Here is a 15,058-nt window from a genome sequence, read left to right on the forward strand (position 1 = left end):
GGCGTTAAAGACAAGAGGCCGCAGGTCTGGCGGCCTCTCTTTTATTAATCCATCAGCGCCTGTTTCAGGAGCCGTTATCCATCGCTTGTTCGTTTGCGATGATCTCTTGGGTCGCGGCAAGCTCGGGATCAGAGACCAAGCCGTATTCCGCCAGTGGTCCGTCCGGCCCTGCGATCTCGTCTGCTACAAAGAACTCGGCGAATTCCTTAAGGCCCGGGATCACGCCGATATGCGCTTTTTTGATGTAGAAAAACAAGGGGCGGGAGACGGGATATTCGCCTGTTGAAATGCTCTCGATGCTCGGTACCACATCCGCCATTGTCGCGACTTGCAACCGGTCTGTGTTGTTCTCGTAAAAGGCCAGTCCAAAAACGCCGATGCCATCTTTGTTACTGTCGATACGGGCCAGCGTTTCGGTGTAGTCACCGTCAATGTCTACGGATTTACCATCTGTGCGGACCGCCATGCACTTACCCTCGGCAGTGTCTTCATCGACGCCGGCGTCGAGCATCGCCTGCAAAAATCCACCATCTTCACACCCTGCAAGCAGCACTTTTTCCTCGAATACTTCACGGGTGCCATGCTTGGTGCCAGGGATGAAGGCCATGATGGGCTGGGCGGGGAAATCCGGATTGACCTGATCCCAAGAGGTCAGCGTATTGGGGGTCAACGCGCCATCAACGAAATGCTCGGCGGCCAATGCCTTGTACCAGTCTTCGGCAGTGAATGCGAAGCTGTTGCCATTGATGTCCGAGGCAAAAACAATCCCGTCATAGCCTACACGCACCTCGATCAGCTCGCTCACCCCATTGGCCACACACACCGCAATCTCGTTCTCGCGGATCTGGCGGGAGGCATTGGCGATATCGATCGTATTTTCGCCGACACCCTCACAAAACCGCTTGAGACCTGCGGAGGAGCCGCCTGATTCAACAACTGGCGTAGGATAGTCAAAATTCTCGCCGAAGGCTTCGGCAACGATGGAAGCATAGGGCAGCACTGTAGAGGACCCTGCGATCTGTACCTGATCGCGCGCAGCAGCAGCAGTGGCAGAAAGGCCCGCAATGGCCAGAGCGGAAGTAGTGAGCTTTACGAAAGACATGGAAGTCTCCTGTCATAGAATTTTCAGCCACCCCCAGTGGTGACTAGGGCAACGCCTAGGGCCTGCGTGCTGTGCTTTTGCGACAGTAGCGTTACAGTTTTATGACAATCGCTCGAATGGAGGCGCGTGACGTGTTGGATAACACAGATCACCGCAGCGGTAAAAATACCTTAAATTCAGCGCCCTGCCCCACAATCGAAGCTACTTTAAGCCGACCGCGATGACGGTTCAGGATGTGTTTAACAATCGCGAGGCCCAAACCGGTCCCGCCCATTTCACGGCTGCGATGATCGTCAGCACGGTAGAATCGCTCGGTAAGGCGCGGGAGGTGTCGTGCTTCGATGCCTGGCCCTTCGTCGCGCACAGCAATTACAATGCCCGCACCGCGCAGAACCGCGACAGTGTCATGCACCGCCAGCGTGACAAACACGCGTTTGCCCCCGCCCCCGTATTTTATCGCATTTTCGATGAGGTTGGTAAAAACCTGCTGAAGTTGGTCCGCATCCGCATTAGCGGTCACAGGCTCTTGCGGCAAATCAGGTACAAACGTCACATCCGCCTCACGTGCAAGACTGGCTAGATTGCGCAATGTACTTTCCAGAACCGCCCGCACATCAACTTGGTCTGTCGGGCGCACGCGTTGGTCTGCCTCGACACGGCTTAGCGATAGCAGATCACCAACCAAGCGGTTCATCCGCTCTGTCTCGTTTTGCATGATGGCCAAAAACCGTGACCGCGCTTTCGCATCGTCTTTGGCAGGGCCACGCAGAGTTTCGATAAAGCCCATAAGCGCCGTTAGGGGGGTGCGCAATTCATGGCTGACATTGGCCACAAAATCGCGGCGCATCTGCCCCGCGGCCGTTACAAATGTGATGTCCTGAAAGGTCAACATGGCGATCCCGGTCTCGCCCACCAGACGTACCGTGACGGCGTATGTGGTATCATTGCCGTTCTCGCGACCAAGATACTCCGCGCTGGTTTGCCCACCGGATGCACGACACTTCTCGACAGCTTCAACCACCGACGGCTGCCGCAGGACGGTCACGAAATGTCTTCCTTCGGCAGGCATCCCCAACAGCTTTTGGGCTGCGGTATTCAACCCGATAATCTGCTCGTTAGGCGCAATCGCAAGTGCTGGCATAGAAAGCGCTGCAATCAGCTGTCCAACGGGCAGTGGCCTGTCCATCGCATTACACAGGTTTGAGGTCAGCAGCAAAGCGGGCGGCGTTTTGCTGGTAATGCATAGCACTCATTCTCAGCCCCTCTATCGCTTTGTCATCCAGAGTACGCACCACTTTCCCTGGTGCGCCCATCACAAGGCTGCCGTCGGGAATGACCTTGTTTTCCGTTATCAACGCCCCTGCCCCGATCAAACAGTTCTTGCCGATCTTGGCACCGTTCAGAACCGTCGCCCCCATGCCAATAAGGGAATTGTCACCAATCGTGCAGCCATGCAACATCACTTTGTGGCCGATGGTGCAATTCTCACCGATGGTGAGCGGACAGCCCGGATCAGTGTGAAATACGCTGTTTTCCTGCACATTCGATCCTGCACCAACCGATATAAGCTCGTTGTCGCCGCGCAGAGTGCACCCGAACCAAACCGAGGAATTCTGGGCAAGCGTCACATTTCCGATGACATTCGCATCGGGGGCGACCCACGCTGTCGGATCGATTTGCGGGGTAATGTCGGCAAGGGCGTAAATTGTCATTCCAGATCCTCGAATTCAGATTGTAGGCGGCGCGCGATGGTGCTCAGATGCGGCTGTTGCGTGCGTTTCAGCCGCTCTGCCGCGATGATCGTTTTCAGTTTGTCTTCTGTTGTGTCCAGATCGTCGTTCACGATCACATAGTCATAGCCATCCCAGTGGCTGATCTCGTCCCAGCTTTTCTGCATCCGCTTGCTGATGGTAGCCGCATCATCCTGCCCTCGGTTGACCAGTCGGCGATGCAATTCAGCAATAGAAGGCGGCAATATAAAGATCGACAGCGTATACAAACCAAGAGGAGAGTTACGAATTTGCTGCGCACCCTGCCAGTCGATGTCAAACAGCACGTCATTGCCGGCGTTGATCCCCCGCTCGACCGGACCTTTGGGAGAGCCGTAAAAATTGCCAAAGACATGGGCATGCTCCAGCATCTCGCCCTCTGATACCCACTTGCGAAAATCCTCTTCGCTCACGAAAAGATAGTCTTTGCCGTCCACTTCTCCTTCACGGGGCGCGCGGGTTGTGGCCGAGACCGAAAAGCTCAACGTTTCGTCCCAGCGCATCAACCGTTTGGCCAATGTGGACTTTCCCGCTCCGGACGGCGAGGACAGAATGATCAAAAGGCCGCGACGGTCCATCATGGTTTACTCCACATTTTGTACTTGCTCGCGCAATTGATCGATCACGGCCTTCAGCGCAAGCCCTACGCGTGTCAGATCACTGCTCTGGGCTTTGGCGCAAAGCGTGTTCGCCTCACGATTGAACTCCTGCATCAGAAAGTCCAGCTTGCGGCCTACAGGGCCATCAACAGCCAATAAGGTCCGCGCAGCATCTACGTGCGCACGCAAACGATCAATTTCTTCGGTAATGTCGGATTTAACGGCGATCAACGCGAGCTCTGCTGCAATACGCTCGGGCTCGATCCCGTCGACACCGTCCATTACCCGTGCGAGATTGCGTTTGAGCGTTTCTGCGGCCTGCGCGCTGCGTGCCTGCGCCAGTTCGGCCGCTTCGGCCACCAGAACAGTGATCTCGTCGAGCTGGCTTTGCATCACACGCACAAGTGCGGCACCTTCAACGGCGCGCATCGCGTTAAAGTCGCGCAATACACTGTCGAACTGCGTCACAAGCGCGGCGGCAAGTGCTGCATTATCATCCTCTGGCACCGATTGCTCCAGCACGCCGCGCATCGTTACGATGTCCGTCGCCTTAGACGGCGCGAGCGACACACCTGCATCCATCGCCGCCGTTTCGATCTGGCCGAGCGCGTCAAGGACGGTAGTCAACTGTGCGGTGTTAACGCTCAAACCGCCCCCAGCTTCTTCGCGGATGACCCGCAGACCGAGGGTCACGTTCCCCCGCGCGATCCCTGTGGCCAGTGCTTTTCGAAGCTCTACTTCAAGGCTTGGTATCCAGTCAGGGACACGTACGCGCAGGTCCAGACCTTTTCCATTGACCGCGCGCAGCTCCCAGCTCCAGCTATGTGGCCCCAATGCGCCCGCTAATGTGGCAAAACCTGTCATTGAGTGGGTCATGGGGGCAGTCCTTTTGCGTTCCGTCACGGGGAGGCATAGGGGTTTTTCCCCCTTATCTGCAAGCCCCCCCAACCCGATATGCACCATAGAGACGCAATAGCAGCGTTAACCTTTATGACTGAAATATGACCAACTTGAGGCAGCAATAGGTATAGATAGGCAAGCAACCAAAAACGCCAGAACGGCTCATTCAAGCGAAACAATGCCTGAATCCAAGCCTGCGGTGCAAATATTCGCCGCTTTTCCCGCATTCCTGATTTCCTAACGAGAGCTTCAATGGACAATTCTATTAAAACACAGCAAAATGTAGTGACCATGTCTGACTATCAGCCTCATAGCGGATACGCGCCCCTGTCTCTTGTAGAGGCCTATTGGGATGCGCTGCGGGCGGGTCGCGAAATGCCCAAACGCGCAGAGATTGATCCGCGTGGTATCGAGAGCGCGCTAGAATACGCTTTTATTCTAGAGCGGGTCGCGCCCGGTGTGGCGCGTATGCGGATTGCGGGCAGTCATTTGCATGACATCATGGGGATGGAAGCACGTGGAATGCCGCTTACCGCATTTTTCGAGCAAGATGCGCGCACCCGCGTTGCCGGATTGCTGGAAGAAGTGTTTCAGACCCCTGGCACTGCTGAAATTATGATGCATTCAACTGGCAGCCTCGGGCAGCCAGCACTGGACGCGCGCATGATCCTGCTGCCATTGAAAAGCGATCTAGGTGACGTAAGCCGCATATTGGGCTGTCTGGTAAGCGTCGGCGAATTGGGCGCAGCACCGCGTCGCTTTGATATTCGCGACACACAGTTGCGCCGCCTCGGCTCGGCACCCGAGCCTAGTGTCGCGCCACCTGCGCCTAAAGCGGCCCAAGTATTCGAAGAACCAAAGACGCCCTTCACGCCTGCCCCCACACCCCCGATGCCAGCGGTACAAGATACAACCAAGCCGGACGCTAAAAAACGCCCGCCTTACCTTCGGTTGGTCAAAACAGACGAAGAACGGTGAAACTGCCAGTCAGACAGGTATGCCCCGTCTGACTGATTGTGTTTAGCCTGCTGCTTGCGCTTCGGATTTTGTGCGTCGCGCCGACAGCTCTTCTGCAACGAGGAATGCAAGCTCAAGCGACTGGCTGGCGTTCAGGCGCGGATCACAGGCAGTGTGGTAGCGGTCTGAGAGATCTTCGTCAGATACAGCACGCACGCCGCCTGTACATTCGGTCACATCCTGTCCTGTCATCTCGAAATGCACGCCACCCGGCACGGTACCTTCGGCGGCATGAACCCCGAAGAATTCACGCACTTCGCGCAGGACACTTTCAAAGGGGCGGGTTTTGTACCCCGACGCCGATTTAATGGTGTTGCCGTGCATCGCATCGCAGGTCCAAACGACATTCGCGCCTTCTTCTCGCACTGCTTTGACCAAACGCGGCAGATGATCGCCGACAGACCCTGCACCAAAGCGCGCGATCAGGGTCAGACGCCCCTCCTCATTGTCGGGGTTGAGTTTGACCATCAGCTTTTTGAGATCATCCACTTCCATGCTGGGGCCGCATTTCAACCCGATCGGGTTTTGCACGCCCGAGGCGAACTCCACATGCGCGCCGTCAGGCTGGCGCGTACGGTCACCGATCCAGATCATATGGCCCGAACCTGCCAGCCACTTTCCTGTTTCGGCCTCTTGGCGGCACAGCGCCTCTTCGTATTCGAGCAACAGGGATTCGTGGCTGGTATAAAATTCAACTGATTGCAGCGTATGCGCGTTTTCGGGCGACACACCGGCGGCGGTCATGAAATCCAGCGTATCGGAAATGCGCGCAGCCAAGTCGCGGTACTTCGCAGCCTTTTCTGTATCGGTAAAGCCAAGGGTCCAGCCGTGTACTTTCTGCACATCCGCATACCCGCCCGTTGAAAACGCCCGCAGCAGGTTTAGCGTCGCGGCTGACTGCGTATAGGCGCGCATCATGTTTTCGGGGTTGGGTATCCGCGCATCGGGCGTAAAGGCCAGATCGTTAATGATGTCACCGCGGTAGCTGGGCAGCTCGATCCCGTCGATTGTCTCGGTGTTGGCTGATCGCGGTTTGGCGAATTGTCCCGCCATACGGCCGACTTTGATCACCGGCACTTTGGCACCATATGTAAGCACAACCGCCATCTGCAGCATGACCTTGAAGGTGTCACGGATCATGTCGCTGCTGAACTGCTCAAAGCTTTCTGCGCAATCGCCGCCTTGCAACAAAAACGCTTCGCCACGGCCAGCGGCAGCAAGATGCTTGCGCAAGCGCCGCGCCTCGCCAGCAAAGACCAAAAGTGGATAGCGCGACAACTGTTCTTCGACCGCGTTCAGCGCCGCTTGGTCAGGGTAATCAGGCATCTGAATCCGCGGCTTTGTGCGCCAGCTTGATTTGCTCCAGTTCGTCATGTCATCGCTCCGGTCTATGGCGAATGCGCGGGTTCTGTTGGCGCAAACGCAGGGTCAGATAAACCCTATACAAAACCCAAAGGAGCAAGGCCATAACCCATTTGAACGCTTGACCTTGCATTTATCCTAATGTCCTAGTCTTGCACCTATAGTTTTGTTCACCTGTTTACCCGTGGATTCGCCCGATGGCCCAAACACCTCATGCCCAACGCATTCCGCAAAACCCTGACAAACCACGCCATTTTGTTTTTGTGTTGTTGGACAACTTTAGTCTGCTGTGCTTTTCCACGGCGCTGGAAAGTCTGCGCATCGCCAACCGAATGGCGGGCCGGACTATCTATACATGGACAATTATTGGTGAGGGTGGGCAACAAGCGGAGTGTTCGGCGGGCACTGTTTTTCAGCTGGACAACGATCTGGTTGAAATGAATCGCGACGATACAATCATGGTGTGTTCAGGCATTGATGTACAATCTGCTACCACCAAAAAGGTGCTGGCATGGCTACGCCGCGAAGCCCGCAAGGGGCTGATAATCGGTGGTTTGTGCACGGGGGCTTATTGCCTTGCCAAAGCGGGACTGCTCGATGGCAAGCGCGCGACTATCCACTGGGAAAATCAAGACAGCTTTGGCGAGGAATTCGAAGAGGTTACTTTAACAAAATCTGTATTTGTCGTGGACAACAACCGTATGACAACGGCCGGTGGCACGTCCTCCATTGATCTGATGCTCAAGATTATCGCAGATGATCAAGACGAAAATCTGGCAAATGCGGTAGCCGACCAATTGATCTATAGCTCGATCCGTACCGATCAGGACACGCAACGCTTGTCTGTGCCAACGCGCATTGGGGTCCGTCACCCCAAACTGAGTCAGGTGATCCAGATTATGGAAATCAACATAGAAGAGCCGATCAGCCCGTCGATCCTTGCCAGCGACGTCGGCATGTCAACCCGCCAGCTTGAACGGTTGTTCCGCCGCTATCTCAACCGCAGCCCAAAGCGTTACTACATGGAGTTACGCCTGCAAAAAGCGCGCAATCTGTTGATGCAGACGGATATGAGCGTAATTAACGTGGCGCTGGCCTGTGGCTTTGCCTCGCCTTCGCATTTCTCGAAATGCTACCGCGCACACTATGACACAACACCCTACCGCGAACGGGGCAGCCACGCCGCGCGCTTGTCCATTTGAGGGCAGCCGCACGCATTCTGCTGCTGACTATTGCTGCCTGTGCAGGGCTTGCTCTGGCTGCGATTGTACTTTTTTCGGGACCAACCCTCTACGGCTTGCGCCCCCATGCGGTGCGCGATGGCCTTGATGTCTATGACACTGACGCGCTTTTGGCCCTGGCCGAGAACGGCCCGAGCACGGGTGTTCTGACCTATGACAGCTGGTACGAGGGTCGTGACGGCAAGACGGGGTGGTTTTTGCTGGCGCGCGGTGCTGGTCTTTCTCCTGAGTTTGCAGTCCGTGGCGTGCTGGACCCGTCGATTGCCAAAATCTTTGGAAGCAATCCGCGCCGTTGCGCAGGCACGCCGTTCCCGATCAAAATGATCCGCGTGATAGAACCCGAGCGCGACAGGTCTGGGTTTCTGGGCCGTTCGACCTGCAAGCGCGCAGATATGGACCTAGCTGATGTAATTGCTGCAAGCCGCCCCGCCCTGCGCCAAAAAGAGACGATGACCCACGCAGAGTTGCTGGCTTTTGACACCGCATCCGATCCACTGCGTTTGCGCGACGACGTTCGCTATTGGCCTACGCCCTATGCCTACCACCGCACGCTGGCATTGCCCTTGGTCTGGCAAACCTATCCGAACGACGAAGCTGACAAGCTTTACGCACTCACCCAAGCCGCGCAGGAATGGGCGAGGAACCTGCATAGCGAAGGGGTTGTCGGAATTCAGGTGCGCAGCGAGGAATGGCGCCCGCGGACCCTGGAGAACTTCGAGACAGATCAAATGGCGATCCGCATGGACCAGGAAACACTGCTGATCAGCGGGATAAAAGTGCGGCGCATCGCCTTTGTCGTTCTTTGCGCGCCACTTCACCGTGAAGCATGCGATGCAATTGATCCTGCACCGCTTTTGACGGACGTTGCCGCCTTGCGCGACCCTGCGGTTCTTGCACGCGCGCTGGCCACACAACAGCCTATGCCCAATGATCTGATTTGGGGCCGTGACATTCTGCGCCACGCGGCGTTCGCGCGCAGCACTATAACTGCCCCAACGGCAAGTGAGCGGCAGTTTTCTGTGACGTGGTACACCGCCAGCGATCCACAATAGTGCATCGCAGGACAGTCGGGATGTGAAACCTCTCTGATTCAGACTATCGGCCTTTAGAACAACGTCAAATAGGGGCGATTGACTGAAAAAATCCGCTTCTCTTTTCTTCAACCGCCGCTTAGTCTGTGCGGCGAACATTACGTTCCAACATGGGAGAGACACATGAAAAAGATGCTTATGGCCACAACGGCTGCAGCACTTGTCGCGACCGGCGCTTTCGCCGACGGACACGCAAAAGAAGTTAAAATCGGTATTCACTTCGGCTTTACCGGCCCGATTGAATCGCTGACAGGCCACATGGCCGATGGTGCCGAACTGGCAATCAACGAAGTATCCGAAAGCGGCATGTTGCTGGACGGCATGAAAGCCACAGCAATGCGCGTTGACTCAGGCTGCATCGACAACGGTCTGGCTGTGTCCAACGCCGAGCGTCTGATCGCTGATGGCGTTGCGGGCATCGTAGGCTCCGACTGCTCGGGTGTGACAGGTGCTGTTTTGCAGAACGTCGCCATTCCCAACGGTATGGTCATGATTTCGCCCTCCGCTACATCGCCCGGTCTGACAACGATGGAAGACAACGGTCTGTTTTTCCGCACATCCCCATCGGATGCACGTGAAGGTCAGGTCATGGCAGAAATCCTGCAAGAGCGTGGCGTGAAATCCATCGCCCTGACCTATACCAACAATGACTATGGTAAGGGTCTTGCAGACGCGATTGAATCTTCGTTCAAAGCAATCGGCGGCGAAGTCACTATCGTTGCAGCGCACGAAGACGGCAAAGCCGACTACTCGGCTGAAGTAGGCGCACTTGCATCTGCTGGTGGTGATATACTTGTTGTTGCAGGCTACCTCGACCAAGGTGGTGCTGGCATTATCAAAGCAGCACTGGATGCTGGCGCTTGGGAGCAGTTTGGTCTGCCCGGCGGCATGATCGGCGAAGCACTGCCTGCAAACATCGGTCCGGACCTCAACGGCTCTTACGGCCAGATTGCCGGCTCGCAGGGTACAGGCATCGAGACATTCGAGAAAATGGCAGAAGAGGCCGGCTTCTTGGGTGCATCACCTTACACACCTGAAAGCTATGACGCGGCAGCACTGCTGTTGTTGGCAATGCAAGCAGCAGGGTCCACCGACCCAGCGGTATACAAAGACCACATCTTGCATGTGTCAAACGCACCGGGCGAGCAAATCTTCCCAGGTGAACTTGCAAAGGCGCTTGAGCTGATCAAAGCAGGGACTGACATCGACTATGTCGGCGCATCGGCTGTTGAGCTGATCGGGCCTGGCGAATCCGCCGGTTCCTACCGCATGATCGAAGTAAAAGACGGCAAAAACGAAACAGTCGGCTTTAAATAAGACTGCCCCCGCAAGGGGTTACAGTATGGAACAGCCCGAGGGATACCTCGGGCTGTTTTCACAAGGGACAGGCCTGCATGCAACGACATGCTTATCAACATGGGCCATAGGACGGGGATAAAACATATGATCGTCGTAGACGATTTGCACAAACATTTCGGCGGATTTCATGCCGTAGATGGTGCGAGCCTGACTATCGAAGAAGGCTCTATCACCGGATTGATCGGGCCGAACGGCGCCGGAAAAACGACACTTTTCAATGTGATCGCGGGCGTTCTTCAGCCCACTTCCGGCACTGTCACCATGGCAGGCGAAGATATCACAGGATTACCGCCCCACACGCTGTTCCATAAGGGTTTGTTGCGCACCTTCCAGATCGCCCATGAGTTTCATTCCATGTCCTGCCGAGAGAACCTGATGATGGTTCCCGGTGGTCAGTCGGGCGAGACATTGTGGAACACATGGTTTGGCCGCAAACGCATCGCCGACGAGGAGCGCGCCCTGCGCGCGAAAGCGGACGAAGTGCTGGAATTTCTCACCGTCGAACACCTGGCGGACCAAAAGGCTGGACAGATTTCTGGCGGGCAGAAAAAGCTGCTGGAGCTGGGCCGCACCATGATGGTGGATGCCAAAATCGTATTTCTCGACGAAGTCGGTGCTGGCGTAAACCGGACGCTGCTCAACACGATCGGCGATGCGATCCTGCGCTTGAACAAAGAGCGCGGCTATACCTTTGTCGTCATTGAGCATGATATGGATTTTATCGGCCGCTTGTGTGATCCGGTAATCTGCATGGCCGAAGGCCGCGTGCTGGCCACCGGCACCCTGCCCGAGATCAAAGCGAACGAGCAGGTCATCGAGGCCTACCTAGGCACGGGTCTCAAAAACAAAGAGCAGGTGGGGGCGTGATGTCGCAGCATGAATGCACACGGTTCTGCTCGGGGCAGCTGTCTTGGGGCTTTGCCCCAAACCCCAGAGTTTATAGGAAAAATAAAGAAGACCTTTTGCATACGGGAGCGCTGCGATGAGCGACGGATATAGCGACCGCGGGAACAAGGATTTGTCGGTTGGAAATCCGAAGGGGCAAGGTTCGGTAATGCCAAAGGCAAGCGGGAAGAGCCATGCTTCGCCTGGAGGACCGTTTCTGATCGGGGACACAATGACGGGCGGTTATGGAAAAGGGCCCGATATTTTGCATGACTGCACAATTGCTGTGGATAAGGGCGAAATCGCTGTGATTGTCGGTCCGAATGGCGCTGGTAAATCGACGGCTATGAAAGCCGTCTTCGGAATGCTCGATGTGCGCTCAGGCTCGGTCAAATTGGACGGAGAGGATATTACAGGGCTCAGCCCACAAGCGCGGGTGAGCAAGGGCATGGGATTTGTGCCGCAGACCTCAAATATCTTCACCTCTATGACGGTTGAGGAAAATCTGGAGATGGGTGCGTTTATCCGCCGTGATGATTACCGCGAGACGATTGCGCAAATCTATGATCTTTTTCCAATCCTCAAGGACAAGCGCAACCAAGCCGCAGGCGAGCTGTCTGGCGGGCAACGCCAGCAAGTGGCGGTGGGCCGCGCGCTGATGACCCAGCCTAAGGTTTTGATGCTGGACGAGCCAACCGCAGGGGTTTCTCCCATTGTCATGGACGAGCTGTTTGACCGGATTATCGAGGTGGCGCGGACGGGTATTCCGATCCTGATGGTTGAGCAGAACGCGCGCCAAGCGCTTGAGATTGCGGACAAAGGCTATGTTTTGGTGCAGGGCGCGAATGCGTTTACGGGGACGGGCAAGGAATTGCTGGCTGATCCCGAAGTTCGCAAGAGCTTTTTGGGGGGCTGATGATGGTAGCTTTGACAATAAAAAAAGCCGACCCAACCCAGCCTGATACGCGTGCTCTGCTGCAAGCCAGTCATGATCTGATGCGCACGCTGTTTCCCTCGGAAGCAAATCATTTTCTTTCTATAGAAGGCCTTTGCCAACCCGATGTCAGCTTCTTCAGTGCCAAAGACGGTGGGAGTACGTTAGGCTGTGCCGCCTTGGCCAATCGGGGTGACTATGGTGAGCTGAAATCGATATTTTTCGATCCTGATGCGCGCGGCCGCGGCATCGCTGAAGCGCTGTTACAACAGATCAAGACGGAAGCAGTACGGCAGAACTTGCCTGTACTACGGCTGGAGACAGGAACAGGTCTGGATGCAGCGCACCGTCTGTATGAACGACATGGGTTTCGCGATTGCGGTGCGTTTGGCACATATGAGGCCAACGCGCCTTTTAGCAGGTATATGGAGCTTACACTCTGATGGATTTTCTTAATGCAATTGTTGCCCTGTGCAACTTTGTCCTGATCCCCGGCATCGCTTATGGCAGCCAGTTGGCCATTGGTGCGCTCGGGGTGACGCTGGTGTACGGTATCCTGCGGTTCTCGAACTTTGCACATGGGGATACTATGGCGTTCGGGACCATGGTGACCATTCTGGTGACATGGTGGATGCAGTCGGTTGGGATCAGCCTTGGGCCACTTCCCACTGCATTGCTGGCCCTGCCCTTTGGTATTTTGGGCTGCATCGTGCTGGTTCTTATCACCGACCGCGCGGTGTATAAGTTCTACCGCGTGCAAAAGGCAAAGCCTGTGATCCTCGTGATCGTCTCGATGGGTGTGATGTTTGTGATGAACGGCGTTGTGCGGTTTATCATCGGGCCCGATGACCAGAGCTTTTCCGACGGGCCGCGGTTCATTATTTCGGCACGAGATTTCAAGACGTTGACTGGCCTTGATGAAGGTATGTCGATCAAGACAACACAGGTGATAACTGTCATTACCGCAGTGATAGTTGTGGCATTGCTGTTCTGGTTCCTGAACAAGACACGCGCGGGAAAATCCATGCGCGCCTATTCCGATAACGAGGATCTTGCGCTGCTGTCGGGCATCAACCCCGAGCGGGTTGTCATGCTGACATGGATCATCGTTGCAGCGCTGGCTACCATTGCGGGCACGCTTTACGGATTGGACAAGTCGTTCAAGCCATTCACCTATTTCCAATTGCTGCTGCCCATCTTTGCGGCGGCAGTTGTTGGTGGCATCGGCTCCCCGCTCGGGGCGATTGCGGGCGGCTTTGTGATCGCCTTTTCAGAGGTGACAATCACCTACGCATGGAAGAAAATCCTTGTGTATTTGATGCCGGAAAGCCTTGAGCCTTCGGGCCTCGTGCAGCTTTTGTCTACCGATTATAAATTTGCCGTAAGCTTTGTGATCTTGCTGATCGTGCTTTTGTTCAAGCCTACGGGCCTCTTTAAAGGGCAGTCCACAACATGACCGATACTGTGAAAAATTTGCTGCTCTTTGCGCTGGTGTTCACGTTGATCATCATCTCGGGCTTTTTTCAGGGATGGAACAACGCAATGTTCATCCTGAACATGGGGTTGATCTCGGCGATTATGGCCTTGGGTGTGAACCTTCAATGGGGGTTTGCCGGACTGTTTAATGTCGGTGTCATGGGTTTTGTTGCTCTGGGTGGCCTCGCTGCTGTGTTGATCGGTATGCCTGCAACACCTGGTGCGTTCAACGCTGGCGGACCCGGCGTTATTCTGGCGCTGGTTCTGGGTGCGGGAACGATTGTTGCAGCAGTATTTGCCTACAAACGTATGGCAGCCGGGCGGAACCGCAGCCTTGCGATAACGGCAATTCTTATCTTTGGCTTTTTTGTATTTCGCGGCTTTCTCGACCCTTCTGTCGGTTTGATCGAAGACGTGAACCCGGCGGCAACCGGCTATTTGGGCGGGTTGAACCCGGGCACAGCGGACACTTACCGTGACAACGGGTGGATCATGCTGATCGCATGGCCCGTGGGTGGATTGTTTGCCGCAGGTGCTGCATGGCTGATCGGCAAAGCGGCGCTAGGCCTGCGATCGGATTACCTCGCGATTGCGACGCTTGGCATTGCCGAGATCATCATCGCTGTCATGAAAAACGAAGACTGGCTGACACGCGGTGTGAAGAACGTGGTCGGTGTGCCGCGCCCTGTTCCCTACGAGCTTGATCTTCAGAACTCTGCCGCCTTTGTCGAACGTGCGGCCTCGATGGGCTTTGACCCTGTCGAAGGTTCGACGATTTTTGTAAAGCTGCTCTATGCAGCCCTATTTGCGATCGTACTGGGGATCATTTTCTGGCTTACGCAGCGTGCGCTGAATTCGCCTTGGGGGCGGATGCTGCGCGCGATCCGCGATAACGAAGTTGCGGCCGAAGCGATGGGCAAAGACGTGACAGCACGCCATTTGCAGGTGTTCATTCTGGGCTCTGCAATTTGTGGTATTGCCGGTGCGATGATGACAACGCTTGACGGACAGCTGACCCCCGGCACCTATCAGCCGTTGCGATTTACCTTCCTTATATGGGTCATGGTTATCGTTGGCGGATCAGGCAGCAATCTGGGTGCAATCCTTGGCGGCTTCCTGATCTGGTTCTTATGGGTGCAGGTGGAGCCTATTGGCCTGTTCATCATGGATATCATCACATCTGGTATGGCCGAGGACAATTGGCTGCGCGCCCATCTGATCGACAGTGCCGCACAAATGCGCCTGATGACCATGGGGGTGATAATGATCCTTGTACTGCGATTTAGCCCGCGCGGGCTGATACCGGAGAAATAAAGGCTGACA

15 protein-coding genes are annotated in these 15,058 nt (G+C 55.6%); 9 read left to right on the forward strand and 6 right to left on the reverse strand.

The window, feature by feature from the left end:
• Positions 1-64: 64 nt before the first annotated feature.
• From Q0903_RS16255 to Q0903_RS16275, 5 genes are all read right to left on the reverse strand, one after another.
• Positions 65-1,102 (reverse strand): substrate-binding domain-containing protein, encoded by a 1,038-nt coding sequence (locus Q0903_RS16255; RefSeq protein WP_299030499.1) that lies wholly within the window; start codon positions 1,100-1,102, stop codon positions 65-67.
• Between the two features lie 148 nt (positions 1,103-1,250).
• Positions 1,251-2,288 carry an ATP-binding protein gene (locus Q0903_RS16260; protein ID WP_299417085.1) on the reverse strand — a complete coding sequence of 346 codons (1,038 nt, stop codon included), beginning with the start codon at positions 2,286-2,288 and terminating at the stop codon, positions 1,251-1,253.
• Between the two features lie 4 nt (positions 2,289-2,292).
• Positions 2,293-2,814 (reverse strand): gamma carbonic anhydrase family protein, encoded by a 522-nt coding sequence (locus Q0903_RS16265; protein ID WP_299417087.1) that lies wholly within the window; start codon positions 2,812-2,814, stop codon positions 2,293-2,295.
• Positions 2,811-3,452 (reverse strand): guanylate kinase, encoded by a 642-nt coding sequence (gene gmk / locus Q0903_RS16270; RefSeq protein WP_299030506.1) that lies wholly within the window; start codon positions 3,450-3,452, stop codon positions 2,811-2,813. Before gmk ends, Q0903_RS16265 begins: the two co-directional genes overlap by 4 nt.
• Before the next feature lie 3 nt (positions 3,453-3,455).
• Positions 3,456-4,346, reverse strand: a complete 891-nt coding sequence (locus Q0903_RS16275) for a YicC/YloC family endoribonuclease (protein ID WP_299417089.1) — start codon at positions 4,344-4,346, stop codon at positions 3,456-3,458.
• 276 nt (positions 4,347-4,622) lie between these two features.
• On the opposite strand from Q0903_RS16275, the gene Q0903_RS16280 reads away from it, so the two are divergent.
• On the forward strand, positions 4,623-5,348 hold the full coding sequence (locus Q0903_RS16280; protein ID WP_299417091.1) for a PAS domain-containing protein: 726 nt from the start codon (positions 4,623-4,625) through the stop codon (positions 5,346-5,348).
• A 42-nt stretch (positions 5,349-5,390) separates the two neighbouring features.
• Here the strand turns inward: Q0903_RS16280 and Q0903_RS16285 are convergent, their stop codons facing one another.
• On the reverse strand, positions 5,391-6,761 hold the full coding sequence (locus Q0903_RS16285; RefSeq protein ID WP_299030511.1) for a class II 3-deoxy-7-phosphoheptulonate synthase: 1,371 nt from the start codon (positions 6,759-6,761) through the stop codon (positions 5,391-5,393).
• Positions 6,762-6,946: 185 nt separating this feature from the next.
• Between Q0903_RS16285 and Q0903_RS16290 the strand changes: the two genes are divergently transcribed.
• From Q0903_RS16290 to Q0903_RS16325, 8 genes are all read left to right on the forward strand, one after another.
• A complete protein-coding gene (locus Q0903_RS16290; protein ID WP_299417093.1) occupies positions 6,947-7,951 on the forward strand; it encodes a GlxA family transcriptional regulator in 1,005 nt (334 codons plus the stop codon).
• Positions 7,948-9,042: a hypothetical protein gene (locus tag Q0903_RS16295; protein WP_299417095.1), complete on the forward strand. Its 1,095-nt coding sequence runs from the start codon at positions 7,948-7,950 to the stop codon at positions 9,040-9,042. Before Q0903_RS16290 ends, Q0903_RS16295 begins: the two co-directional genes overlap by 4 nt.
• A 162-nt stretch (positions 9,043-9,204) precedes the next feature.
• Positions 9,205-10,398 carry an ABC transporter substrate-binding protein gene (locus tag Q0903_RS16300; RefSeq protein WP_299030517.1) on the forward strand — a complete coding sequence of 398 codons (1,194 nt, stop codon included), beginning with the start codon at positions 9,205-9,207 and terminating at the stop codon, positions 10,396-10,398.
• Between the two features lie 126 nt (positions 10,399-10,524).
• A complete protein-coding gene (locus tag Q0903_RS16305; RefSeq protein WP_299030519.1) occupies positions 10,525-11,307 on the forward strand; it encodes an ABC transporter ATP-binding protein in 783 nt (260 codons plus the stop codon).
• Positions 11,308-11,422: 115 nt separating this feature from the next.
• Positions 11,423-12,241, forward strand: coding sequence for an ABC transporter ATP-binding protein (locus tag Q0903_RS16310; RefSeq protein WP_299030520.1), 819 nt, complete (start codon positions 11,423-11,425; stop codon positions 12,239-12,241).
• Positions 12,242-12,243: 2 nt separating this feature from the next.
• The gene (locus Q0903_RS16315) at positions 12,244-12,702 is read left to right on the forward strand and encodes a GNAT family N-acetyltransferase (RefSeq protein ID WP_299417208.1); all 459 of its coding nucleotides are present in this window, start codon (positions 12,244-12,246) and stop codon (positions 12,700-12,702) included.
• Positions 12,702-13,715, forward strand: a complete 1,014-nt coding sequence (locus Q0903_RS16320) for a branched-chain amino acid ABC transporter permease (protein WP_299030522.1) — start codon at positions 12,702-12,704, stop codon at positions 13,713-13,715. Before Q0903_RS16315 ends, Q0903_RS16320 begins: the two co-directional genes overlap by 1 nt.
• Positions 13,712-15,049 (forward strand): branched-chain amino acid ABC transporter permease, encoded by a 1,338-nt coding sequence (locus Q0903_RS16325; protein ID WP_299417099.1) that lies wholly within the window; start codon positions 13,712-13,714, stop codon positions 15,047-15,049. The genes Q0903_RS16320 and Q0903_RS16325 overlap by 4 nt, the downstream gene beginning before the upstream one ends.
• Positions 15,050-15,058: the final 9 nt, after the last annotated feature.

It is taken from the genome of uncultured Sulfitobacter sp., assembly GCF_947502895.1.
Taxonomy (GTDB): Bacteria; Pseudomonadota; Alphaproteobacteria; order Rhodobacterales; family Rhodobacteraceae; genus Sulfitobacter.